The sequence below is a fragment of the Paraburkholderia bannensis genome (genome assembly GCF_014200455.1).
GTDB lineage: Bacteria > Pseudomonadota > Gammaproteobacteria > Burkholderiales > Burkholderiaceae > Paraburkholderia > Paraburkholderia bannensis_A.
Genome location: NZ_JACHBW010000011.1, coordinates 134895 through 158786 on the forward strand (window position 1 = coordinate 134895; position 23892 = coordinate 158786).

Here is a 23892-nt window from a genome sequence, read left to right on the forward strand (position 1 = left end):
AAATTTCCCCTGTTTCAGGCCATTTTCGCCGCCTCGTCATACTCGACACACCCGCAATCTCCGAGCGGCCCGGCCCTAAACGGCCGCAAATCTTACGGCTCATACTTAAATCTTCCCGGCGCGTAATATTCTCCCGCCGCACGTGCTCCTTTCTCGCTCAAACCATTGATTCGATAAAACTAATTGCGCCCGCAACGTCTTCGCTTCAATCGGGCTGGATTATCAGCGGTGTCACAATTTTGCTACGAATTTTTTATTGGGTCTTGCATGGATACCAATGCGCAATATAGCCTTCGGGCCTCGAATCAAAAGCAGTTCCACAACAAATCGGAGTTACAGATGAAATCACGCGCCCTTACTCTCGCAGCGTTTGCCGCGTTCGGCATCGCCGGTGTCGCCCACGCACAATCGAGCGTCACGCTCTACGGTGTTGTCGATACCTCGCTCACCTACGTCAGCCACGCAAGCGGCAGCAAGAACCTCTGGGCGCTGGGCAACAGCAGCTACGGCAACCTGGCCGGTTCGCGCTGGGGCGTGAAGGGCTCGGAAGACCTGGGCGGCGGCCTGAAGGCAATCTTCCAGCTCGAAAGCGGCTTCAACCCGTCGACGGGCGCTTCGGGCCAAGGCGGCGCGCTGTTCGGCCGCCAGTCGTTTGTCGGTCTTGCCAGCGACCAGTTCGGTACGGTTACGCTGGGCCGTCAGTATGACCCGCTGGTCGACCTGATCCAGGGCATCACCGCCGACAACTACTTCGGCTCGGTGTTCGCCACGGCCGGCGACGTCGACAACTACGACAACAGCTTCCGCGTGAACAACGCAGTCAAGTACGCATCGCCGATCTATCGCGGCCTGCAGGCTGAAGTCATGTACTCGTTCGGCGGCGTGGCGGGTTCGACGGGTTCGAAGCAGTCGTACTCGGCAGCGCTCGCGTACAACAACGGCCCGCTGGCTGTTGCCGCTGGCTACTACTACGCGGCCAACAGCGCAGGCGAGCGCACCACCTGGTCGAGCACCTCGGACGGCACGTTCGACGGCCCGATCAACAACGGCTACGCAACGGCGCACTCGCTGCAGATCGCACGCGTGGCCGCGCAGTACACGATCGGCTCGTTCATCCTGGGCGCTGGCTACAGCAACGCCCAATACGCTGCAGACGCAAACTCGGCGTTCGACAGCAAGCAGAAGTACAACACGGCTCAAGGTTTCCTCGCATACCAGGCAACCCCGGCCCTGCTGGTCGGCGCTGGCTACAGCTACACGCACGCAAGCGGCGACACCTCGGCGAACTACCATCAGTTCTCGCTGGGCGGCGACTACAACCTGTCGAAGCGCACCGATGTCTACGTGACGGCGGCTTACCAGCACGCAAGCGGAACGACGCGCGACGCGGACACGGGCCTCGTGACCTCGGCGCAGGCGTCGATCGGCTCGTATGGCTACGCCGGCACGGGCTCGCAGACCCTCGTGAACCTGGGCCTGCGTCACCGCTTCTAAGCGAAGCCTCGAATGTGCGTGCGGCTGAATTCGTCCAGCCGCAACGTGCAAGGACGCCCGCAACGCTTCCAGCGCTGCGGGCGTTTTTTATGGTCCGCGCGCGAAGCGCCTGGATCCATCGATGTCTCAATACTTGCGCCCTATTTCGTGGCGCGCGCATCGAATCTTCATGCGGCATGTTTCGTCGCTTGCGTCGATTGCGTCGATTGCCGCCGTCGTGGCACAGCACATGCTCTAGTGAGCGTACCTTTCGCCACTCCATAGGAGAACGATGATGAAGTCGATCAAGCACCTTGCCGCGGTCGCGGCACTCTTTGCCGTACCGCTCGCCGCGCTCGCGCAGGCCCAGACGCCGATCGTCGAACCCGGTCTCGCCGGCAACGACGCGCTTACGCGCGCGCAGGTCAAACAGGACCAGGCGCGTCTGGAGCATTCGGGTTACGACACTTCAGTGGGCGATCAGGCCTCGTATCCGCGCCAGTTGCAGGCCGCCGAAGCGCGAGTCGGTCAGGAACAGGTGCGTGAAGTCGCCAGCGGCGAGTACACGCCGCCAGCCAGCAGCGGATACGGCGGCGTGATGTCGGGTTCCGACGCAGCGGGTGCACCCGTGCAACCCGCACGACCGGCACAACCCGCACACACTGGCGCACCGGGAATGAAGCCGACCTACTTCGGCAATTGATCGGGTACGCCGTGTAATAAGGCGCATCGCCAGCATCAGCCATCGCGCGGCATTCAGAAGATGCCGCGCGTTGCGTCATATCGATTTCGAATGCCGGGAACCAGCGCAAGCGTCAGGCCCTCAGTCTACATGGGACGCCATCCCCGAATCGCGCCCCAGACACCTGCCGCGCTGACGATCGAACCCACGGCGATCACGAGCCACGGATAAAGCCCCCGCGGCCGGTGCGGTTTGGGCAATACCGTCACGCCAAGCGCCACCAGCATCACCACCACGAACGGCAACATCAACGCATTGACCACCTGCGCCGCCACGTTCAGCGAGACCAGATCCGGCGAAAGCCACACGAAACAGGCGCTCCCCGCGACGGACAGCGCGTAGGCCGCGTAAAACCACGGCGCGCGCGTCGGGCGCGCTTCGAGCGAGCTCTTGTAGCCCAATACTTCGCCAAGCCCCCAGGCAAGCGCCAGCGAACTCACGATGGCCGCCACCAGCGCCGCGCCCAACACGCCCACGCCAAACAGAAGACGCCCTGCAAATGGACCGAGTTCGGCCGCCAGCGCATTGCCGATTTCGCCGATGCTGCCCAGCGAGCGCGACTGCCCATGCGCCGACAACGTCGCTGCAGCCGCAACCAGCACAGCACCCGTCAGCAATTGCGTCAGCACCGCGCCCACCGCGGTTTCGATTCTTGCCGATGTGAGATCCTTCGCGCCGGACGCGGCCACGCCGGCCGTGTCCGCCACCGCGGCCTGTTGATAGAACACCATCCAGGAATTGAACGTTGCGCCAATCAGCGCCGCCGCGAGGTAGCCGAATTCGCGATCGCCAATCGGCAATTGCGTCATTTCCCGCACCATGAGAGGGAATTACGGGCGAGCGCTCCACGCGACGGCGAAAAACGCCAGATCGAAAACGCCGATGGCAATGGCGATACGGTCGACGCGCCGATGCGAGCCCGTCAGCACGATGCCAAACAGCGCCGCCACCGCAAGCGGCAGTGAAACGGCGCGCGATACGCCAAACATTTCGCCCACACCGGCTACACCGGTGAACTCGGTCACGAGCGAGCCGACCACCGCCACGATCAGCCCGGCTGCAGCCAGGCCCGCACAGAGCGGGCCATACCGCGCGCGCACCAGTTCACCGAAGCCACGACCGGTAAAGATGCCCAGCCGCACGGTCAGTTCCTGAACCATGTACAGCAGCGGCACGAGCGCCAGCAGCACCGGCAACAATCGCAGGCCCGCTTGCGCGCCCGCCTGCGCAGCCGTCACGACATTGCCGGCATCGCAGTCCGCCAGCATGACGAGCAATCCTGGGCCCCATGTCGCGAGCCGGGTAAGCCCGGCAGCCAGGCTCGCATTGTGCAAAGAGAAACGGGCCATGCTTTTTTGAAAGGATGTAGTTGCGGCAGGCGTATGCGAAGGTTCTTCAAGGCGTCGGGCGATTGTAGCGCCCGAGTGAACGCGCGCTGATCCGGCAGGCTCGCGCATTGCTCGCGCGCGGACGCCAGCTCACGCACCCACTCTGCGCAATCAGCGCCGTTGCATTATCGCCAGATGCATCGGCAGTTCGGGCCGCAGCGTCACATTGAGCACCGGGCGCGGCGGTGCTGCGCCAGCAGGCACGGACAGCGTAAAGCGTTGCAGCAGCATGGCGGCAATCACCGTCATCTCGTTCATCGCCAGATGCTGCCCCAGGCACACACGCGGCCCCGCGCCAAACGGGATATACGCGCCGCGCGGCGGCTCGGGCACCCCGGGCGCATCGCTCGCGAAACGCTCGGGACGGAACGCTTCGGGATCGGCAAACCATCGCGGATCGCGATGCATCAGATGCACGGGGATCATGAACAGCGTACGCGCAGGCAAGGTCCACTCGCCCAGTTGCACGGCGCGCGTGGCGCGTCGGCTAATGAGCAGCGGCGCAACAGGGTAGAGCCGCAAGGTCTCCTTGAGCGTCTGCACCAGATAAGCCAGTTGCGGCAGGGTTTCGGCGCTCGGCGCGCGACCTTGCAGCACACGCTGGACTTCCTCGCGCGCGCTGCGTTGCGCATCCGGATTCGACGCCATGCACCACGCCCACCACACCAGCGTCGCTGCCGTGGTTTCGTGCCCTGCGAGGAAGATCGTCATGCATTCGTCGCGCACGTTCTGCATCGATAAAGCCGTGCCATCGTCGCGCGATTGCAGCAGACGGGTCAGCAGATCGTCGGGCCAGGCCTCGCGCGCCAGCTTCAGGCGGTGCTGCAAATGCCGCTCGATCAGATCCTTCAGAGTCCTTAGCGATTTGCGCTTGTTTCGTTTCCACGGCATCCAGTCCGGCATGCTCGCCGGCCAGTAGAATTCCGCGTTGGCGGCCGCGCTGGTCACGCGGATGGCCTGCTCTGCCACGCGCACGTCCTCGCCGATGTGGCTGGAGAAGACCATCTGGAGGATCACGTCCATGGTCAGCATCGTGAGCGCGCTCTCAATGGGCCAGTTGGCGTCTTCGCCCGGCCACCGCGCAAACGCCTGCGTGGCCGCAGTCACAATCGTTGGCGAAAAGCCTTCCACGGCCTTGGGCAAAAACCCCGGAACCAGGGCGTGACGGCGGCTACGCCAGGCCTCGCCTTCGGCGGTCAGCACGCTATGCCCATGGACCTGCGAGAATACGCGGATGCCGCGCTCCCAGCGTATCAATGCATCGTGATGCGTTACGAGCAGCTCGCGCGCGAGTTGCGGATCGGCGACCACGACCTCATGCTCGGGCCAGATACGCAGATGCACGATATCTCCGTAGGCCTTTTGCCACGCGGCCAACGTGCCGGGCAAATCGCGCGACATGGCGATCAACAGACGCCAGCCGGTGAGGCCCGTCCTGGGACCTGGCGGCCAGGTTTGGCGGGAACCCACCGGCGCCGCATCCGGCGGCGAACTGCGATGAAACGGGCATTGATGCTCAGAGGGCATAGTCATGGCTTCACGAGTCCTGATGATCATGGACCCGATTCTGGACCGGCAAGCGCGCGTTTTCTTGAACGCAAACGACATCGACAGTCTCACTGCGCCTGCCTATACTGCGCGCTCATGAATCCAATGCCAACCCTTTCGGGCTACCCCGATCCGCTCACGCGCGCGCCGCGGGTATCGCAGGGCGAGCGGCAGCCGTACGCGCGCCTTCATCTCGCGCCGCCCGGCCTGCAGGGCGCGGTGGTCGCCGTGCTGTGCCGCGATGCGCGCGGCTTCGAGCTGAGCGACGCCCAACGTCTGACGCATTTCCCTGCTACGCCGATGGTGAGCCTGAGCTGGTTCCATGGCGTCGATGCGGGTCGCATCGAGCAGAGCGGCGAAGGTGACGGCTACGGCGACGGTGAAGGTAAAAGCGAAGGTGAAGGCCCAATCTGGACGCCGTTCAACGCGGCCGTGGTGCTATCGGGCAGTCATTCCCGGCCCAGCACATGCTGGGCGCGCAACGACGGCCGCATGGGCATGATCTGCTTCCAGGCGGATGCCGCGCAGGCCCTGTTCGGGGTCGATCTGGGCGCGATTCAGGACGCGATCGTCGACGCGCGCGCCTTGCTCGGCCTCACATGGCACGCGCTATTCGACGCGCTGCTCGATTCGGACAGCGACGCCGCAGCGCTCGCCGCGCTCCAGCATCACCTGACGCCGCGCTGGCGCGCGCTCAGCGGCGCGAGTCCGATCCTTCCGTCGCTGCGCGAGGCAGGCCGCTATTGGGTCAGGCGGCTCGCCTGGCAGGCGCATGAATGGCGGCGCTCGCATAGCCCGCGGCAGGTGGAACGGCGCATCAAGGCGTATAGCGGGCGCTCGTTGCGCGAATGGCAAGCGCTCGTCAAAACGGAGGGCCTGTTCTTCAACGTACGTGCGCAATATGAAGCCGGCGAGGCGCTGGATTGGGCAGCCATCGCGCACGACGAAGGCTTTGCCGATCAGGCGCATTTGAGCCGTGCCGTCAAACGCAGCACGGGCTTTTCTCCCAACGAGTTCGCGCGGCGCTTTGCCGAGGACGAATCGTTCTGGGTCTATCGCTTGTGGGTGTGAAGGCCCGCAGCCGCCAGAGCCGGGCGTCGGCGACGCGCCCAGCGTCACGCTCATGATCGACGAGCCAATTGCTGGCTTCGATCATCGCAAACTGTACCTGTGCAACGGCGTGCCGCATTGATATCGTGGGTGACGAACACCGCTGCCAGCCGCGGGCTTCTTCCTTCGTCATACGGGCGCACGTCAAATGAAACTGCCGATCTATCAGATTGATGCATTTGCGGATCAGGTCTTCAAGGGCAACTACGCAGCGGTCGTGCCGCTCGAACGCTGGCTGCCCGACAGTTTGATGCAGGCCATCGCGGCAGAAAACAATCTCTCCGAAACGGCATTTTTCTTGAGGAATGCCAATGGTCAGTTCGAGATCCGCTGGTTCTCGCCGCTCACCGAAATCGCATTCTGCGGGCATGCCACGCTGGCCAGCGCATACGCGATCTTCAAGCGCTGTGCCGATCTGGAAGTGGTCGAATTCGTCGCGGCGGCAGTCGGCAGGCTCACGGTCCGCCGCACCGCAAACGGCCTGATCGAAATGAGTTTCCCGCAGCGATGCCCCGAACCGTTGACCGAGATCCCGGCTGCGCTGCTGCAAGGATTGTCGATCGAGCCGCTGGAACTGCTGATCAGTCAGCAAGCCTATGTGGCGATCTACGCCTGCGAGCAGGACGTGCGATCGGTCGTGCCCGCACTCGATCGACTAAAGGCATTGGGACCGCTCGATGTCGTCGTCACCGCTCCCGGCGATGAGCACGATTTCGTCTCGCGTTATTTCTGGCCCGCCAACGGCGGCGACGAAGATCCCGTCACCGGCTCGATCCATGCCGCGCTCGCACCGTTGTGGTCGCAGCGTCTGGGTCAATCCGATCTCGTAGCGATGCAGGCGTCGCGTCGGGGCGGCTTGCTCTACTGTCGCGTGGACGCCGACCGTGTGCATATCTCAGGCCGCGCGGTTCAATACCTGGAGGGGACGATCGAAGTCCCGGATGCGTAACCGCGACGCGTTCCGCCGCCGCGCCCTAAAGCTTCTCCAGCACGAAATTCGCCGCCGCGTAGCGCGCGTTGCAGTTCCAGATTTCCTGGCCATCGCGATGGAAGGTCGCCCAGCCATCCTTCACCGTCATTTGCGCGCGCGGGAAGACCTGCTCGTGGCCGTTCGCGGCGGCGGAAAGCGGGTTGTTTTCGCGGCAGATTGCCAGGTATTCGCCATCTGCCGGGGCGCCGGTTGTTGCTTCGTCCATCCTGTCTTGCCGATTTGCGGTTGATTCAATCGCAGAAGTCTATCACCCGCTGTCGCGGCGCCCCTGCAATCGCCCGGCGGCATCGCCCCCTGCCTTACTGGATGCCGTGACGCGCCTTGTAGTCGAGCTGTCATGAAAAGCCCGGCAGATGAAAGCATTGTAATAAACGCGCAGTGTGGCGGGCAATCATGAAAGTTATATGAAAGATTAATGCATGCGCAACGATTGGGCGCGATGCCTGCACGCGCCAACCGACCATCGCAGCTTGTTGCGAAAGCAACAAATCGCCTCCGCGCTTGCCTTCGATAGCGCGTCATGTCAGTGCATGGGCGCACCAACGCGAAGAATCTGCACGCCAGCACGGTGAATCCAGCTCATCCCGCTCAAGCGCGCGCGCGAAGTTGCCGTTACGCAGTAGTAAGCCGCGCTCTAAAACATGGCACTGATATTGACCACGTCGATTTACCGTTCAGAATGCGGCGTAACCCCTCGTGTCATCCTGGCGCATGCGATGAAGCACAATCCGTTTATCCGACTGCTCGGGCGCTTGCGCGTGGGCCGCAAGCTGCTGCTGATCTATCTGCTCGATCTGAGCGCGGTCGTCTATATCAGCAGCATCCTGATTCACGAAAAATATATTTCGATCGACTTCTCGCAAAAGGAAATCATCGGCAATACCTATCTGGCGACGGTGCGAGAAACGCTCGTCGATGTCGCCATGCGTGGCGCGGGCGGCAGCTTCGACCCTCCACACATCGAGCAAACCCGCACCGCGCTCGCTCGCGCCGAACAGCAGTACGGCGCCAACATGCAAAGCGACGACTTGAATGCACGCTTGCGCAGCGCGCTCGACGCGCTCTCGCGTGCACCGCGCGCGGCTGACTCCGCAGCCGTACGCGATGCGCTCGAAGCCTGCCGCGATCTGATCACGCGCGTGGGCAATCAGTCGAACCTCATTCTCGACCCGGATCTCGACAGCTATTACTCGATGTCGCTGTCGGTCCTGCGCTACCCCGCCCTGCTCGACGCCGTGGACGGCATCGGCCATCGTCTGCACGAAGGCAGCCGCGATGCGCAGAAGCAGCGCGAACTGAGCACGCGCTATCTCGTGCTCGAAGGCCAGCTCGACGCCGTTGCGCAAGGGCTGCGCTCCGACTTTGCCGAAGCGGGCGCGGCCAACGAAGACGTGAAGCTCGCGCTCGCCATGCCGGTCGCGCAGTTGCTCGCTGCAATCGAAACGTACCGTGGCGCGGCGCATCTTGCCGTCGCCAACGGCGGCGCGGACGATGCCACACGTGCGGCGGCCGATGCGGCCCAGCAGGCGCTGGTCGCGCGCGTGGGCGACGCCTGGCGCGCCACCGGAGCGGAACTCGACAAGCTGCTGCAAACGCGCGTGAGCGGCCTCTTTTCGCGCATGTGGCTGCATCTGGGCACTGCCCTGTTCCTGTTGTGCGGCATTCTCTCGATGGTCTATCTGGTCGCGCAGCAGATCTCGCGGCCGTTACGCCATCTCGCGCGCGTGATGGATACCGTACGGCGCACGGGCGATCACCGCCAGCGCGCAACATGGCATAGCCAGGATGAAATCGGCCAGCTGGTGAGCGGCTTCAACGACATGCTGGCGCAGCTCGATCACGAACGCGACGTGCAAAAGGAACTCGCCGCCACGGCGCGCGCCTCGGAAGCGCAGCACGCCCTGGTGGAAGCCACGCCGGTGCCGATGATGGTCACGGCCGTACCGGGCCACGAAGTGCTGCACGCCAATCATCCCGCGCTGTACTGGCTCAACGGCTGCACCTCCGACCCGTGGGCGTACGGACTCGATTCCGCCGTGCGGGCGCGCTTTTTTCAGCAACTTTCCGATCGCGGCGCGATCGACGAATTCGAAGTGCGCTGGATGGCCAGCGTCGAGCCCACATGGGCCATGCTCTCCGCTCGCCGCCTCACCTTCCAGGGCCGCGACGCCGTCCTCACCGCCTTCACGCCGATCAACCAGATCAAGATGATGGAACAGCGTCTGGAACTGTGGGCCAAGGTGTTCGAAGCGTCTTCGGAAGCCATCCTCATTCTCGACAGCGAGCGCCGCCTGCTGACCGCCAACGCCTCGTTCTACCGCGCAACGGGCTATCGCGCGGGCATCATCAGCGGCAAGCTGCCGCAATTCATCGTCGCCAGCGGCAATGGCGAACCGTTGATGGCGCAACTGACCGCGCTGGTCGATATCGCCAGCGTCTGGAATGGCGAAGCCGTGGTGCGCCGACGCGCCGGCGGCGACTATCCCGCCTGGCTCATGATCAGCGCCGTGCGCGACAAGCGCGGCAATGTCTCGCATTACATCTGCACGCTGATCGACATCACCGACCGCAAGAAAAGCGAAGCGCGCATCCAGTTCCTCGCCGAGCACGACGTGCTCACCGAGTTGCCCAACCGCGCGCTCTTCACGAAGCGCCTGGGCAACGCCATCGAACAGGCGCGGCTCACGCGCGGGCGCGTTGCGGTGCTCTTTATCGACCTCGACCGCTTCAAGGACATCAACGACACCTTTGGCCATCACGCGGGCGACGGCCTGTTGCGCTCGGTCTCGCGGCGGCTGCTGCAATCGGTGCGCGCGGGCGATACGGTCAGCCGTCTGGGCGGCGACGAATTCACAGTGCTGCTCGGCGATGCAGGCGAAGCCACCGACGTCGCGCGATTGATCGACGAGCGTCTTCTGCCGCTGATGCGCGAGCCTCACATGATCGGCGGCAGCACCTTGCAGGTGGCGTGCAGCATCGGCATCGCGCTGTATCCGGAGGACGGCGACGATATCGAAACGCTGATGCAGAACGCCGATGCCGCCATGTATCGCGCCAAATCGGCCGGGCGCAATCTGGTCAAGTTCTTCTCGCGCGAAATGGCGGAAAGCACGCGCCATCGGCTGGAACTGGAAACGCATCTGCGCTCGGCGATCGAGCGCGACGAGCTATGGCTCGCCTGGCAACCCTGCGTGCATGCCGCGAGCGGCGAACTGACGAGCGTGGAAGCGCTGCTGCGCTGGGAGCATCCGCATCTGGGAACGGTGTCGCCGACGGACTTCATTCCGATCGCGGAGGACACGCGGCTCATCGTGCCGATCGGCGCATGGGTGATCGACGAAGCGTGCCGCCAGATCGCGCGCTGGCGCGCGGCCGGATTGCCGGAAATACGCGTGTCGATCAATCTTTCCGTGGTGCAACTGCGCGACGATGCACAACTGGTGAACCGACTGCGCGACAGCCTCGCAGCCCATCGCGTCGAAGCAGGCAGTCTCGAACTGGAAATCACCGAAACGGTGCTGATGGAAAGCGTCGATCGCTATCTGGGCGTGGTCAACGAAATTCGCGCGCTGGGCGTGAAGCTGTCGCTCGACGACTTCGGCACGGGCTATTCGAGCCTGAGCTATCTGCATCGCTTCCCGCTCGACCGGCTCAAGATCGATCGCGCCTTCGTGCATGGCCGGCTGGAAGCCAGCGCCGATCTGGCGGTGATCCGGGCCATTGTCGAGCTTGGCCACGAACTGGGTTTGCGGGTAGTGGCCGAAGGCGTCGAGCAGGCTCACGAAGCCGAGGCGCTCAGGCGCATTGGCTGCGACGAGTTGCAGGGCTTTCTCTTTGCAAGGCCGTTGCGGCACGAAGCGCTCGCGGACTGGCTGAAATCACGCGCCGACGCCTGTGTGGACGAAGCGGTCTAGCCGTTGGAAGCGCCGTTAGAAGCGCCGTTGGAAGCGCCATTCGAAGCACCAAAGCAGCGGCCGCACGAACGCGCCTGGCCGAGGCGCAGGCGTCCGGCGCTCACGCTCACTTCACTGCCGCACTCGCAGCGGCACACCCACAAACCGTCACCGGCGTAGCGTTCGGTCGTCAACTGCCCGAAGACCTCGCCGCCCTTGAGCGACGGCGAGCCGGGCCGGGAGCGCCAGACGCGGCGCTGCTCGCCGCAGCCGCAATCGCGCGTCTGGCCGCTTTCAACCGCGGCGAGCGCTGCGCTCAGATGCGACCCGCAGCGGCACTTCCAGAGCCACACGTTCGCGCCGCGATACTGCAGCGCAACGAGATCGCCAAAGGCGCGACCTGTAACGTCGCGACTCGGCGGGAATGGCCATGTCGGGGGCAAAGGGGGACGGATTCGCTGGTTCACGAGAGTTAAATGGGGTTCGGCGGCGTACTCTCAAGCGTACCCCTTCTACTCGACTTCGTGGAGACGCGGCTGCGCGCAGTGGGGACAGAGCCAATCCGGCCATCATAAATCGTGAACACGCCCAAAGGCGAGCGGCAACACACACGGTTACGGGGTTTATGGCCCGGGGAGTGCGGTTTCCGTATAGCACGCGATCTATTACGCGCGCCTGCTGCGTCAATTCACGCCGTATCCAATGAACTCCACAGCGTCGAAGCCGGAAACCGAACGGCATTATCCTTATTGATACGACTTTATCTATTTGGGTAAAAAATTACGGCTCCCACAATAAATCACGATACTAAACAAGATTTTGCCGAATATCAAATCGTATAAATTTTCTTGCTTATTTAATCCATCAATCTTTAAATCGAATCCCCAATTTCGGATTTTTCGGATATGACTTAAGCCTCTTCGCGCCCATCCTGGCGTATGCACGCGGCACTCCTTGCCGCTCTTGATAGGAGACGGGATATGCGAGACGCGAATACCGGGCGTGAAGTCGCGCGCCTGGGCGATACAATGGACCACGGCGGAACGGTCATTGAGGCTGCGCCGAATTTAACGCATAGGGGGCGCGGCGTTGCGCTTGACGGTCATCGGGTCCGATGCCCGAAATGCGGCGGCGATTTTTCAATCAGGGCAAGCGGACCGCGCACGCATGGCGGCGTTCTGGTGGCGCTTATCGGTGACAGGACCGAATGCGGTGCCACGCTCATGGAGGCGCAAAGATGAACGCGCGGTACTGGCAAATGCTCACGATGCGCGGGCCCGAATTGCCGACGCGGCCAACGTTCGACTCGCGCGGCCGGAAATACGAAGAATGCGTGCTGACGCCGCAACGTATTAGTGGGTACGACGGCATCGGACAACGCTTTGAATACGGCGTCGAAGCGGGCAAACCTGCAAACCCGCTGCCCGCAATCTTTGACGAAGACGAACGCGAGCGCATAGACCTCGACCGCATTGCTGGCACGGAGATATGGCTAACGATTGATCTTGAGCGGATCGGCGTTGTGGACGGCAAATATCGCTTGACGTGGAGCAGCGGCGCAGGCGTGCGCCATATTAACGGCATTATCGGGAATGCCCGCGTTCTGGGCGACGAAGGCCCGAACACCGTCTACGAATTCATCGTCCATCCTTCGTTCTGGCTCGCGACACTGCAAGAGAATTCACGGTTTTTCAAGGGCTCGATTGCCGATATCCTGCATGAGGTCATCAGACCGTACGGGCAGATCGAATGGCGAATCAATCCGGACTACTACCCGCAACGCGACTATATCCGCCAGGCGTGGGAGAGCGACTGGAACTTCTTCATGCGGCTGTGCGAGGAATGGGGCTACGTTGTCTGGATCGAACACCGCGAGCAAAGTCATGTGCTGGTGATCGCCGACAATCCGCACGCGTATCGCAAGCACGAACGCGCTTATGAAACTCTGCGGTATCACGCGGGCGGCGGCCACATCAACGAAGAACCTATTACTGCGATGACTTACGCAAGCGCGGTGACGCCGGGCCGCGTGACCGTGCAGGATCACAGCCACAGCGCGCCGCGCCTTGTGCCATACGCTACGCCCTTCCGGGAAACCTACGATAAACCGCGTAAGACGGCTAACGCCGATCATGAGATATACACGCACGCCGACTTTGCCCAGCCCGCCACGCGGCGTGACGCGCCCTATGACGAAACGAACTGGCGCGAGGAGGCACGCCATTTTGCGCGCGTCAAACTCGAATCGCGCACCTCCGTCGGTTCGCGCGCGAGCGCTAAAGGCGCGTTGCGCGGTGTCGAGGTCGGCAAGACACTCTCCGTCACGCACTACCTGTATCACGCGGCTAATTGCGAATATCTCGTACTGAGTTGCGATATGGACATACGCGCGACGGGCACCCTGTCCAGCACCGAACGCGTCTATGACATCAGCGCGTCATTCGTCATGCAACCGCTACGTGAGCGGTACCGCATGCCGCAGGTGACACCGCGTCCAGTAATTGGTGGCCAGGAATACGCCGTCATCATCGGTCCGGATCATGCCGAAATGTGTGTGGATAAATATAACCGCGCGCTGGTGCAATTCATCTGGGACCGTGACGGTAAATATGATGGCAAGTCGGCCATCTGGGTACGCCTCGCGACGGCGTGGCATGGCATGGCAATGGCATGGGAACGGTCAACCATGCGCGATGCGGGCAACAGGTGCTGGTCGACTACGTGAATGGTGATCCTGATAAGCCGTTATCACTGCATTCGTTGTCGATGAAAACAATCCCGTGCCGTGGGAAATGCCCGTCAATCATGCACTGAGCGGAATGGTGAGCAAGAGTCTGGGTTTGGGGACACAGACCAACCATCTCGCGCTGGACGATACGCAGGACCGCATGCAGGTGCAACTGGCGAGCGACCACGGCAAATCGAGTGTGAGCCTGGGTTATATCACCCGAATCGACGGTCACGTGGGGCGGCAGGACGCACGCGGCGAAGGGTTTGAACTGCGAACCGACAAGCACGGTGCCGTTTGGGCCGCGCCAGGATTGCTACTTACCACGTTTGGGCGCACCAGCGCGAAAGGCAAGGTAAAGGAAAATGGCGAGGCAATCGCACGCTTGACGGCGGCGCGCGATATCCACGAAAGCGCGGCGCAGGAAGCGCAGCGCCACGGCGCACAGGAAGCGCTCAAGGATCAAGCGGAAGTCTCCAGCAAGCTAAAGAGCGCCAATGCCAGCCTTAAAGGTAGCGCCGCTACGCAACCGGACGATTTCCCTGAATTTGATGACCCGGATATCGCGATTGCAAGCGCCGCCAACTTGCACGCTACGGCGGCGGGTTCAACGCACTTTGCGAGCGAACACCATACGGCGATGACGACTGGCGGTCATGTCTCTATCGCAGCCGGTAGATCGTTCTTCGCGTCCGTGCGGGAGAAAATCGCGTTATATGCGCAAAAGGCATTGACGTTCATCACGCCCGGCCCGGTGCATATTGAGTCACTTAACGGCCCACTTTCCCAAGTTTCACAGGGAGATATGTCGATTACCAGCACGGACGGCATATTACGGCTAGCGGCCCTAAGAGGCGTTGATATCCAATGTAACGGCACGTTGTGGCGGTTTCGCCCGAGGGCGTGACGGGTTACACAAACGGCAAATTTCTTGTGCGCGCGGCGAACCATGCAATTGACGACCCACGAGCCATGCCGATTGATTCTCCTGTGACACCGGAGAACCCCGGCAAGCTAGCGGCGCATCATGTTTTGTTGGAAAACCAGGGCGGCTTCGCCATAGCCAACCAGCCTTACCGGCTAGCGCTGGATAATGGACAGGTTATTCAAGGGGTAACAAATGTGTTGGGCGAAATGCAGTTGGTCACGAGTAACGCGACGGCGTTCGGCGTGATCGAACTGATGTCGCAGAGCGAGCCTGAAAACGTAATCGGGCTGGTCAATACAACCGTCTATCGCGACGCGGGCCAACCTCCACCACTGCCAGCAGCCTCCGTCGTGAAGCGGACGACGCAGGTTGGTGGCAAGACAGTTTCTACGCCGGGGACAGGCGCAACGTCGCAGAGCCAGCCACCGAATTTGTCGCCCGCCAGTGGCGCATGGGTATTGCGCAACCGACAATTGATCGCCTGTTTGGTGGAGTTAGTGCAATCGATGAGGCAGAAGGGGACATGAGGAAGACGATTGCCCGCAATGCAGTTGACGACAAACTACGTGATCTGGCGGCAACGATCTACCATGAGTCGCGGCACTGTCAGCAGACCTTTTGGATGATGTCGCTTTTCTTCACCTATCCTGATGATTATGTGCAGCTTCCGGGTATTTCGACGATGTTCAAATATTCCGCACTTGAATCGATCAAGGTGATTGCAGAGAAAACACCGTTTCCCAACGACAATCTTGTCAAGATTGGAGTTCACCCTATGCTAATTTTCTATTACTGGTGGTTTATTGTCGCCGAGAAAGTTAGTTCGCCTGGATTTAAGCTATTCGATCCTATGTTTGCGGATGCTGACAAGGTGCAGGCCGAGGTCTGCAAGCTGCGTAGCGTGACTCCAGAACAGGCGCAGTTGATGGGGCAATACGAACCCGGCTACCGTAGCCACTATCATGAAGAGGATGCATATGCGACTGAGGATGCAGTCAAGCAGTATTGGCGTGATCCTAATCATTCTTTTTTCTCAATCCCGGTGTATGCACAAGAAAATACGAGCAAATCCTCGGAAAACTCGGAGTCAACGGAAATGGCTAATCAGGAAGTCGAATCAAAAAATAGCGCAATCATGGCTATTCTTGAGGAGGCGATGTTGATTTTGCGTGACGATAAACCGTTAAGTAAAAATTATCAAATATTCGGAAAATTTTCGTCATTTGAGAAATCAGTTTTTTCAAATTTTGGAGACGAATATAAGTTTCAAAATGAGGCTGTGGCGGATGCCGATTCGCCGCGCCTATCCCTACCTCACGCCCGAAATGCGCAAGCAGAAACGCGACGAAGCAGCGGCGCGAGCGCGCGCGGCATACGGGAACGGTAAGGAGGCAAACCAATGAGGAAGGTTACACAGGTCGTGGAAGCGATTGCCAAAAGATCGGGAGTGGGTCTCTCGCTTATTACACGATTGCGCATGGATTTAGCGTCGCCAACACACCCTTGCCCTTAAAACATGAACGCCCTATCCGGGCGAAAGGGCAAGACGAAACATCAGTAATGCCATGTGGGCCGCACAGGAACCATCGATGCCTGTTCTCGAACCATCACCCAAAGGCGATCGCCGACGTACGGTCGACGACCGCTCAGCATTGAAAGGCCTCCTGTATGTCCTGCAAACGGGAATTCCGTGGGAAGACCTGCCGCGCGAACCTGGTTTCGTCTATTGCGTGCGCACCGCCAGATTGATTGAGTTTAATGCCCTGGCTTGCGCTGCTCACCGGCAACCGGCATTGCGCGTCTGGCCTGCGTGCGGCCGGCGAGCGCGAGCGCAATGCCGCCAAGAATCGCGATGGATGCACACACCAGCCGCATAGAAATCTCTTCCGACAAAAACACCGCGGCACCGAACGCGGCGATCGGGGGCACGGACAGTTGCACGGTCGCAGCACGCATCGAAGAAAGACCCTTGAGCGCCGCATACCAGATCACATAACCCATGCCCGATGTGAGAGCACCCGACGCCATCGCCAGTGCGACGCCGGCCGGCGCGGCGTGAAAGCGGCTATGCAACAGCAGGCTCAGGATCAGCGCCATCGGAGCCGCGCGCAGGAAGTTGCCCGCCGTGGCCGCCAGCGGATCGGCAACGCCTCGCCCGCGCAACGAATACACGCCCCACGCAGCGCCCGCCGCGCTCATCAGGATCGCGCCCAATGGCCGCGGCGCGGTGAGGCCGGGCGAAACCAGGTAGAGCAGCCCCGCGAGCGCCAGCGCGAGACCCAGCCATGCGAGCGGCGCGAACTGCTCGCCGGCGCGCAGGCCCGCCGCGAACATGGTCAGCTGGACCGCGCCGAACAGGATCAATGCGCCCGTCGCCGCGCTCATGCTCAGGTAGGCGAACGAGAAGAACGCGACATAGGCGAACAGCATCGTTGCCGCCAGCCAGTCCGCCTTCGGCTGCTGCGCGCAGCCTGGACCCAGATGCGCGAGCACGCTCAACATGGCCGCTCCGCAAATCAGCCTGACGCTGGCGAAACTCGCCGCGTCAATGCTCGCATGCTGCAAGGCCAACCGGCATAACAGCGAATTGGATGCGAACGCCACCATCGCAACGCACGTGAGCAACGCGGTACGGGCGGCAGGCGGCAAACGGTCCCTACGCGCGTTCATTCGAATTCGCAAGCGATTCAGGCGTGCGCCGCAACCAGCAGCGCGGACCACACCAGCAACGCGGCGCCTAGCGGCGCGCTCAGGCGCTGGCCCCAGGCGATATTCTTCTCGACGGCCATCACGCACGCGAGCACCAGCATCCAGCCAAGACTGCCCGCGCCGACGACGAACATCAGCAGCATCAGCGCCCAGCAGCATCCCACGCAAAAGAGCCCATGATGCAGGCCCAGAACGAACGCCTCACGACCCGCCGCGCGGCCGCGCCAATGGCCGATCACGAAGCCCAGCGGCGCGCGGCATTGCTCCAGACATCGGTACTTGAGTTTGCTGAACTGGAACGCGCCCGCCAGCGCCAGGGTCGCCGCCCCGATCAGCCAGCCATTGCCGAGCATCGCGGGCAGTCGCGCCACACCGTCGAGCAGCAGCGTGTGCAGCCCATGCGCGAGCAAGCCAAACGCGCTCCACACCGCGACGTAGCCGATAGACAGCAGGCACAGCACGCGCAAACGGTCGGGCCGCCCCGCAACGATGCGCTCCACCACGCCAAAGAGCGAAAGCGTGGTGGGCAGCATCATCGCCATGATCATGAGCGTCCATGAGAGCGCGTAGAGCAGCGCTTGCAGTACCGGCGAGCCGCCAGGAATGGCGCGGCACAAACCCGCGCCCGGCCCCGACGAGAGCGCATCGCCATGATCCAGATAGCGGCCGTAGGGGCTGCGCGCCCACAGCCACAAGGTGATCCACGCGAGCAGCACCATCGCGCCGAGCACGGGCAGGAAGATGCGTCGATGACGCGCGGCGGCGGGCATGGTCGACTCGTGCTTTCCAGAAGCAAGCGTGCGCGCGGCGTCAGGCGTCGAAGCGGAACGTGCTCTGCAACGCGTTGTGATCCTTCAGGCTCAGGTCGATACCGAGGGCCTTGTTCATCGACCGATAGACCGGCGCCTTGCCGACGAACACCGGCGCGCCGGGAACCGTGGAAAACACCGTGTCGGTCAAGGTCGTGGTCGCGCCATTGGGCCCCGTGTAGGGCACGAGATCGGCGTGGTAATCCTGGCCGATCTTGAGCGTACCCTTGCCGCCGTCGACATCGAACTGGATCGGCACGCGTTCCACCGAAACCACCTTGCCGATCAGCTTCGCGAGATCGGCGACCGGGCCGCCCGCCTGCCCGGTGTAGACCTTAAGGAGCGCCGCCTCCTGGTCATCGGTGGCGTGCTCGCTGATGTAGATCGCCACCGACCAGTCGCCTTGCAGGACATTGCCGGGGATCTGGCAAACGGCGGCGATCGTGTTGCCCGCGACATCGACGCCGTCGATCGTGCCTTTGTCGAAGTGCCATGAAACGATGGACTGGCAGGTGCCGAAATCGGGATCTTCGCCGATCCAGCAGGGACACAGCACGCGACAGTTGCAAACCTCTAGCAGACGGCCTTCAAGGTGGTAGCTCATGATTGCCTCCGTTGGACACGGTCGAACAAGTCCGGCTACCCCTCAAATGGGCAGCGCCGGACAGAACTGAATAGCGAATGGGTGGCGAGAAGAGATAAGGCGTGCGGAGAACTGATCGGATGAAACCCGGGAAGCCCTGCCAATGCAAAAGCCGCGTGTCGCTCTGTATTGTAGAAAGCGGCCAGGGGTATGCAAGGCGCATTATGCGTGCCCAGGCTATGGCACACCATGACGCTCCTGTCGCGTCGGACGAGGCCGCCCGCGCGTCCAAGTCCCTCCTCCGACCATAGTGGTATTCCATATAGCCAGAGCACTTGTCCACGCTATTATTATGGTATACCGTATTACAACAACAATCCCGCTGGACGGATGCGCGTGGCATTTCCACGATTTCGACGTCACCATGAAGATGCAGAACCTTTCGATCGGCAAGAAGTTGACCACGGCGTTCTGCGTCGTTATCGCAGTCTTTCTCGTGAGTTCGGCGGTGTGCTGGTACGGCCTGGACGCCATCGACCAGAAGCAGCGGCAAAACGCCGTGTCCGTGCAGGCGCAATTGCTCGTCAAGGACGCGAGCGCCGATTACCTCAACATCATCTGGGCGCTGCTGGCCTATAACCTCGACGGCCAGCCCGGCCACCTGAAGTGGAAGGTCGATCACATCGGCGACTTCCGCAAGCGCATGGATGCGATCAAGGCGCTGGACGCCAGCGACGCCACGCGCAATCAACTGGTCGATACCGCCGTCACGCAGTACGACGCGTGGGAGGCCAAAGTCGTCGATCCGATGCTGGCGATGCGCACGCATGTCAACGAGGGCAGCGCCACCATCGCGCAATTGAGCGCACTTACCGAGGGTTTCGGCAGTTTCCTGGGTACCGGCGACATGATTACCGCCGTCGATGCGCTGGAGAAAGCCGAGCGCGAGCGCATCGATACCCGCACCGCCGAACTCGCTTCGCTGCGCCACACGATCTACACGAGCGTTGCGCTCGCGGCGGCACTGGCCGTGTTGTGCGCGGCGCTGGCCGGCCGCTGGCTGGTGGGCGCGATTCGCGATCCGCTCGCGCGCGCAGTCGAAACCGCGCAGGCCATCGCCGCGGGTCGTCTGGACAGCCGCATCGAGCGCAACCGCACCGATGAAACCGGCCGCCTGCTGGCCGCCATGGATGCGATGCAGACGTCGTTGCAGACCATCGTCGGTTCGGTCACACATGGAGTGGAAGCCGTGAAGGTGGGCGCCGCGCAAATCGCGGCGGGCAATACGGATCTTTCTTCACGCACCGAGCAGCAGGCCGCCGCGCTCGAAGAAACCTCCGCGACCACCCACGAGCTGACCGAAGCCGTGCGCCAGAATGCCGACAACGCGCGCCACGCCTGCGAGGTGATCGTGCGCGCGATGGACGCCGTGAATGCGGGCAATAGCCTGTCGGCGCAAATGATCGAGACGATGAACGAGGCATCCGGCAGCGCGGAGAAAATCGCGTCCATCACGGCGATCATCGAAGGCATCGCGTTCCAGACCAATATTCTCGCGCTCAACGCCGCCGTGGAAGCCGCGCGCGCGGGCACCGAAGGACGCGGTTTTGCGGTGGTCGCGTCGGAAGTGCGCTCGCTCGCGCAGCGTTCCTCGACGGCCGCGAAGGAGATCAAGGAATTGATCGAGCATTCGACGGCGTCGATCTCGGGCGGCGTGACGCGCGCGCATGATGTCGGCGCGACAATGGTACGTCTGCGCGCCGATATCGCTTCGGCGAAACAGGTGTTCGAGGCCATCGCGCAGGCTTCCAACGAGCAGAGCCGCGGCCTCGAACAGGTCAATCAGGCCATTTCGCAGATGGATCAGGTCACGCAGCAGAACGCGGCGCTGGTGGAAGAAGCCGCCGCCGCCGCGCATGCGCTCGACGAACAGGCGATGCGTCTGCAAGGCGCGGTGGCGGTATTTTCGGCTTGATCCGCTCAGGAGCAGGAAGCGCGATCAGGCCTTCGCCAGCGCCTGCCTGCCCGCTTCCAGATACGCGCTCATCTCCGCTTGCGGCACCATGCCCCCGCCCGTCGCCCAGATAACGTGCGTGGCGTTGCGCAAGGTTGCATCGTCGAGATTCATACGCGCGCGATAGCCTTGCTGCTCTTTCGTGACGCGCGCGAAGCCCGGTGCGCCCGCCAGCGCGGAAGGCTCCAGCCGGATATCCTCGGTTTGCGCCATCAGCGCGAGCAGCGCATAAAGTTCGGCATCCTCAACGGTGTAATAGCCGTCGATCATGCGCTGCATCGCGCGTCCTACGAAGCCCGAAGGACGCCCCACTGCCAGGCCGTCGGCGGCCGTGACGTTGTCGATCCCGAAGTCCTGCACCGCAAGCTGCTCGTGCAGTCCGGTGAGCACGCCCATCAGCATGCACGGCGAGTGAGTGGGCTCCGCAAAAATGCAGCGTACCGCGTCGCCCAATGCCAGTTTCAGGCCAAACGCCACGCCGCCGGGGCCGCCCCCCACACCGCACGGCAGATACACAAACAAGGGATGCTGCGCGTCCACGCGCACATTCGCAGCGTCGAGTTGACGCTTCAGGCGCTCGCCCGCCACCGCATAGCCGAGGAACAGCGTGGTTGAGTTTTCATCGTCGACGAAATGGCACATCGGATCGTTTTCCGCCAGACGTCGCCCGCTTTCGATCGCTTCGCCGTAATCGCCCGCGTACTCCACCACGGTTACGCCATGCGCGCGCAGGCGGTCCTTCTTCCATTGGCGCGCGTCGGCGGACATATGCACGGTGGTCGTGAAGCCCAGCGTCGCGCTCGCGATGCCAATCGACATGCCCAGATTGCCCGTCGATCCCACTGCGATGCTGTGCTCGCGAAACAGCGCGCGGCAGGCGTCGCTGGCGAGCACGCGGTAATCGTCGCCCTCTTTGAGCAGGCCGTGGCGCAGCGCGAGTTGCTCCGCGTGAAACAGCACTTCATAGATGCCGCCGCGCGCCTTGATCGAACCGGAGATCGGCAGATGGCTATCCTGCTTGAGCAACAGGCGTTGCGGCGTTGCTACATCGTAGCGTTGGCTCAGCGCAGCGGCGAATGCGGGCACTTCGGTCAGCGGCGATTCGATGATGCCGCCCGCCTCGCGCACATCGGCGAAGGACTCGGCGAGCAGCGGTGCAAAGCGTTGCAGGCGCGCGCTGGCATCGGCGATATCCGTGGCGTCGAGTTCGATGTCATCGCGCGCAACGCTCAACGGCGCGACGGCCGGGTTGAACCACTCGACGGGTTCGAGCGCCATCAGCGCTCGCAGAAGCGGATATTCGCGCAGCCACGTTTCGAGCGGCTTGCCGTAGATGGAATCGGTCATTAGCTATTTTCAGGTCAGACAGCGGAAGTGCAAGCATGGGGAGACGACACGGCATCGAGCACCGGCGCATGCGTGACGATGGACTTGAGGTCCACGTTCGATGCGCGCAATTTCGCGGCATCGGGAATCGGGCGGCGCGTTTCGTCCGACGCCTCGAACAGCGTTTCGAATGCGCGTGCCGCATCGAGCAGCGCAAGATCGCCACGGAATGCGCCGATCATCTGCAAGCCAAACGGCATGCCGCGATGATCCAGGCCGCACGGCAGCGACAAGGCTGGATTCGTGGCGAGCGTCACCACATAGGTCAGCGAGAGCCAGCGATAGTAATTCTCCAGCGCCACGCCATTCACCGATTTCAGATACGGCTGCGTCCACGGGAACGGCGAAACCGGCGTGGTGGGCGAAAGAATGACGTCGTAGCGCTCGAACAGCGTCTGGAAGCGGCGAAACAGCCGCGTCTGGTCGGCATGGGCGCGCACGCAATCGGCGAGACCCAGGTTGATGCCCATTTCGTAGTTCGCACGCGGATTCGGCCCGAGCAGATCGGGATTGGTTTCATAGGCCTTTTGCAGGCCCGCGACGAAGGCTTCGGCGCGTAGCACATCGAAGCAGGCGTGCGCGCCGGCGAAGTCCACTTCAATCGGCTCGCAAAGCGCCACCTGGCCGCGCAGAAAATCGATCTTGCGGCGAAACACGGCGCGAATCTCGTCATCGACTTCGCACACGCCAAAATCTTCCGTGTAGCCAACCCGCAGCGTCGACAGATCCGTGGGTGCGCGGCCATCCATCGTCGCACTCATGGCGAACGGATAACCGAGCGGATCGCTGCCCGATTGGCCCACCGTCGCCGCGAGTTGCAGCCAGGTGTCTTCAACGTTGCGGCCCATCGGGCCGACCACCGCAATCGGCGTCCAGCCCAGTGGCTTGCGATCGCTGGGCACGAGTCCCGGCGAGGTGCGCAATCCCACCACGCCGCATTTGGCTGCAGGAATGCGCAGCGAGCCGCCGGTGTCCGAGCCGCTGGCGAGCGGCACCATATCGAGCGCAAGCGCCGCCGCCGAGCCGCCCGACGAGCCGCCCGCATTCAGACGCGGATCGAATGGATTGCCCGTCGCGCCCCACACGGGGTTGAAGCTGTTCGCGCCCGCGCCCATTTCCGGCACATTGGTTTTACCGACGACGATCGCGCCCGCCGCGCGCAGGCGGCGCACCAGCGTGTTGTCCTGCGCCGGCACGTTCGAGCGGTAGAGCGGCGAGCCATAGGTGGTCAGCAGGCCTTCGGTCTCTTCCAGGTCCTTGATGCCGATGGGCAGGCCGTGCAGGACGCCCACGGCGTCGCCGCGTGCGAGCGCCGCATCGGCCGCGCGAGCTTCAAGACGCGCGCGATCGAAACTCGTTGCCGTGATGGCATTGACGTAGGGATTGAGCGTTTCGATTCGCGCGATGCAGGCATCGAGCAATTCGACCGCGGAGATTTCGCGCGCCTGCAATAGCGCGCGCAACGCAACGGCACTCTGACGGGTAAGTTCGTGACGGTCGTTCATCGGGCAGTCCTCAGTCCTTTAAGCAGCAAACATGCAACGGTGCGCCCAATGTAGACGACGAGCAAGGCCACGACCAGTGATGATT

19 protein-coding genes and 2 pseudogenes are annotated in these 23892 nt (G+C 62.5%); 12 read left to right on the forward strand and 9 right to left on the reverse strand.

The genetic code is table 11. From position 1 onward, the window contains the following. Nucleotides 1-339: 339 nt before the first annotated feature. Nucleotides 340-1494, forward strand: a complete 1155-nt coding sequence (locus F4827_RS19455) for a porin (protein ID WP_183726072.1) — start codon at nucleotides 340-342, stop codon at nucleotides 1492-1494. 271 nt (nucleotides 1495-1765) lie between these two features. Continuing rightward, a complete protein-coding gene (locus F4827_RS19460) occupies nucleotides 1766-2176 on the forward strand; it encodes a DUF4148 domain-containing protein (RefSeq protein WP_260184604.1) in 411 nt (136 codons plus the stop codon). A 125-nt stretch (nucleotides 2177-2301) separates the two neighbouring features. On the opposite strand, the pseudogene F4827_RS19465 reads toward F4827_RS19460, so the two are convergent. Both F4827_RS19465 and F4827_RS19470 read right to left on the reverse strand, forming a co-directional pair. After that, nucleotides 2302-3672: pseudogene (locus tag F4827_RS19465) on the reverse strand (NRAMP family divalent metal transporter). 42 nt (nucleotides 3673-3714) lie between these two features. Continuing rightward, on the reverse strand, nucleotides 3715-5136 hold the full coding sequence (locus F4827_RS19470; protein ID WP_183726076.1) for a cytochrome P450: 1422 nt from the start codon (nucleotides 5134-5136) through the stop codon (nucleotides 3715-3717). A gap of 111 nt (nucleotides 5137-5247) precedes the next feature. On the opposite strand from F4827_RS19470, the gene F4827_RS19475 reads away from it, so the two are divergent. Next, nucleotides 5248-6222, forward strand: a complete 975-nt coding sequence (locus tag F4827_RS19475) for an AraC family transcriptional regulator (protein WP_183726078.1) — start codon at nucleotides 5248-5250, stop codon at nucleotides 6220-6222. A gap of 187 nt (nucleotides 6223-6409) precedes the next feature. Further along, nucleotides 6410-7210, forward strand: coding sequence for a PhzF family phenazine biosynthesis protein (locus F4827_RS19480; protein WP_183726080.1), 801 nt, complete (start codon nucleotides 6410-6412; stop codon nucleotides 7208-7210). A 25-nt stretch (nucleotides 7211-7235) separates the two neighbouring features. Here F4827_RS19480 and F4827_RS19485 read toward each other — a convergent pair whose 3' ends face one another. After that, the gene (locus F4827_RS19485) at nucleotides 7236-7457 is read right to left on the reverse strand and encodes a hypothetical protein (RefSeq protein ID WP_183726082.1); all 222 of its coding nucleotides are present in this window, start codon (nucleotides 7455-7457) and stop codon (nucleotides 7236-7238) included. A 511-nt stretch (nucleotides 7458-7968) separates the two neighbouring features. Here F4827_RS19485 and F4827_RS19490 point away from each other — a divergent pair. After that, a complete protein-coding gene (locus F4827_RS19490) occupies nucleotides 7969-11166 on the forward strand; it encodes an EAL domain-containing protein (RefSeq protein WP_183726084.1) in 3198 nt (1065 codons plus the stop codon). On the opposite strand, the gene F4827_RS19495 is transcribed toward F4827_RS19490, so the two are convergent. After that, on the reverse strand, nucleotides 11163-11498 hold the full coding sequence (locus tag F4827_RS19495) for a hypothetical protein (RefSeq protein ID WP_183726086.1): 336 nt from the start codon (nucleotides 11496-11498) through the stop codon (nucleotides 11163-11165). The genes F4827_RS19490 and F4827_RS19495 overlap by 4 nt on opposite strands. A gap of 675 nt (nucleotides 11499-12173) precedes the next feature. Here F4827_RS19495 and F4827_RS19500 point away from each other — a divergent pair. The 6 genes and pseudogenes from F4827_RS19500 to F4827_RS35425 form a co-directional block, all read left to right on the forward strand. Further along, on the forward strand, nucleotides 12174-12386 hold the full coding sequence (locus F4827_RS19500) for a PAAR domain-containing protein (RefSeq protein WP_311673948.1): 213 nt from the start codon (nucleotides 12174-12176) through the stop codon (nucleotides 12384-12386). After that, on the forward strand, nucleotides 12383-13870 hold the full coding sequence (locus tag F4827_RS19505) for a type VI secretion system Vgr family protein (protein WP_183726090.1): 1488 nt from the start codon (nucleotides 12383-12385) through the stop codon (nucleotides 13868-13870). The genes F4827_RS19500 and F4827_RS19505 overlap by 4 nt, the downstream gene beginning before the upstream one ends. Nucleotides 13871-13937: 67 nt before the next feature. Beyond that, nucleotides 13938-14780, forward strand: a complete 843-nt coding sequence (locus tag F4827_RS19510) for a type VI secretion system Vgr family protein (RefSeq protein WP_184123825.1) — start codon at nucleotides 13938-13940, stop codon at nucleotides 14778-14780. A 65-nt stretch (nucleotides 14781-14845) separates the two neighbouring features. Further along, nucleotides 14846-15328: a hypothetical protein gene (locus tag F4827_RS19515; RefSeq protein WP_183726094.1), complete on the forward strand. Its 483-nt coding sequence runs from the start codon at nucleotides 14846-14848 to the stop codon at nucleotides 15326-15328. After that, nucleotides 15325-16188 carry a hypothetical protein gene (locus F4827_RS19520; RefSeq protein WP_183726096.1) on the forward strand — a complete coding sequence of 288 codons (864 nt, stop codon included), beginning with the start codon at nucleotides 15325-15327 and terminating at the stop codon, nucleotides 16186-16188. The genes F4827_RS19515 and F4827_RS19520 overlap by 4 nt, the downstream gene beginning before the upstream one ends. Before the next feature lie 178 nt (nucleotides 16189-16366). Continuing rightward, nucleotides 16367-16522: pseudogene (locus F4827_RS35425) on the forward strand (transposase); the annotation flags it as partial. Between the two features lie 34 nt (nucleotides 16523-16556). Here F4827_RS35425 and F4827_RS19525 read toward each other — a convergent pair. From F4827_RS19525 to F4827_RS19535, 3 genes are read right to left on the reverse strand one after another with little or no spacing between them, the layout of a single operon-like run. Next, the gene (locus F4827_RS19525; RefSeq protein WP_183726099.1) at nucleotides 16557-17471 is read right to left on the reverse strand and encodes a DMT family transporter; all 915 of its coding nucleotides are present in this window, start codon (nucleotides 17469-17471) and stop codon (nucleotides 16557-16559) included. A 17-nt stretch (nucleotides 17472-17488) separates the two neighbouring features. Continuing rightward, nucleotides 17489-18280 carry a DUF2182 domain-containing protein gene (locus F4827_RS19530; RefSeq protein ID WP_183726101.1) on the reverse strand — a complete coding sequence of 264 codons (792 nt, stop codon included), beginning with the start codon at nucleotides 18278-18280 and terminating at the stop codon, nucleotides 17489-17491. 40 nt (nucleotides 18281-18320) lie between these two features. Continuing rightward, on the reverse strand, nucleotides 18321-18923 hold the full coding sequence (locus F4827_RS19535) for a DUF1326 domain-containing protein (RefSeq protein WP_183726103.1): 603 nt from the start codon (nucleotides 18921-18923) through the stop codon (nucleotides 18321-18323). 403 nt (nucleotides 18924-19326) lie between these two features. On the opposite strand from F4827_RS19535, the gene F4827_RS19540 reads away from it, so the two are divergent. Continuing rightward, nucleotides 19327-20877, forward strand: coding sequence for a methyl-accepting chemotaxis protein (locus F4827_RS19540; protein ID WP_183726105.1), 1551 nt, complete (start codon nucleotides 19327-19329; stop codon nucleotides 20875-20877). Nucleotides 20878-20901: 24 nt separating this feature from the next. Here the strand turns inward: F4827_RS19540 and dsdA are convergent, their stop codons facing one another. Further along, on the reverse strand, nucleotides 20902-22263 hold the full coding sequence (gene dsdA, locus F4827_RS19545) for a D-serine ammonia-lyase (protein WP_183726107.1): 1362 nt from the start codon (nucleotides 22261-22263) through the stop codon (nucleotides 20902-20904). Nucleotides 22264-22277: 14 nt separating this feature from the next. After that, complete coding sequence (locus F4827_RS19550) at nucleotides 22278-23807, reverse strand: amidase (protein ID WP_183726110.1); 1530 nt, start codon at nucleotides 23805-23807, stop codon at nucleotides 22278-22280. Between the last annotated feature and the right edge of the window lie 85 nt (nucleotides 23808-23892).

Coding starts and splice junctions, on each gene's coding strand:
- F4827_RS19455 (WP_183726072.1), top strand. CDS start 340: ATGAAATCACGCGCCCTTACTCTCGCAGCGTTTGCCGCGTTCGGCATC.
- F4827_RS19460 (WP_260184604.1), top strand. CDS start 1,766: ATGATGAAGTCGATCAAGCACCTTGCCGCGGTCGCGGCACTCTTTGCC.
- F4827_RS19470 (WP_183726076.1), bottom strand. CDS start 5,136: ATGACTATGCCCTCTGAGCATCAATGCCCGTTTCATCGCAGTTCGCCG.
- F4827_RS19475 (WP_183726078.1), top strand. CDS start 5,248: ATGAATCCAATGCCAACCCTTTCGGGCTACCCCGATCCGCTCACGCGC.
- F4827_RS19480 (WP_183726080.1), top strand. CDS start 6,410: ATGAAACTGCCGATCTATCAGATTGATGCATTTGCGGATCAGGTCTTC.
- F4827_RS19485 (WP_183726082.1), bottom strand. CDS start 7,457: ATGGACGAAGCAACAACCGGCGCCCCGGCAGATGGCGAATACCTGGCA.
- F4827_RS19490 (WP_183726084.1), top strand. CDS start 7,969: ATGAAGCACAATCCGTTTATCCGACTGCTCGGGCGCTTGCGCGTGGGC.
- F4827_RS19500 (WP_311673948.1), top strand. CDS start 12,174: ATGGACCACGGCGGAACGGTCATTGAGGCTGCGCCGAATTTAACGCAT.
- F4827_RS19505 (WP_183726090.1), top strand. CDS start 12,383: ATGAACGCGCGGTACTGGCAAATGCTCACGATGCGCGGGCCCGAATTG.
- F4827_RS19510 (WP_184123825.1), top strand. CDS start 13,938: ATGCCCGTCAATCATGCACTGAGCGGAATGGTGAGCAAGAGTCTGGGT.
- F4827_RS19515 (WP_183726094.1), top strand. CDS start 14,846: ATGCCGATTGATTCTCCTGTGACACCGGAGAACCCCGGCAAGCTAGCG.
- F4827_RS19520 (WP_183726096.1), top strand. CDS start 15,325: ATGAGGAAGACGATTGCCCGCAATGCAGTTGACGACAAACTACGTGAT.
- F4827_RS19525 (WP_183726099.1), bottom strand. CDS start 17,471: ATGAACGCGCGTAGGGACCGTTTGCCGCCTGCCGCCCGTACCGCGTTG.
- F4827_RS19530 (WP_183726101.1), bottom strand. CDS start 18,280: ATGCCCGCCGCCGCGCGTCATCGACGCATCTTCCTGCCCGTGCTCGGC.
- F4827_RS19535 (WP_183726103.1), bottom strand. CDS start 18,923: ATGAGCTACCACCTTGAAGGCCGTCTGCTAGAGGTTTGCAACTGTCGC.
- F4827_RS19540 (WP_183726105.1), top strand. CDS start 19,327: ATGAAGATGCAGAACCTTTCGATCGGCAAGAAGTTGACCACGGCGTTC.
- dsdA (WP_183726107.1), bottom strand. CDS start 22,263: ATGACCGATTCCATCTACGGCAAGCCGCTCGAAACGTGGCTGCGCGAA.
- F4827_RS19550 (WP_183726110.1), bottom strand. CDS start 23,807: ATGAACGACCGTCACGAACTTACCCGTCAGAGTGCCGTTGCGTTGCGC.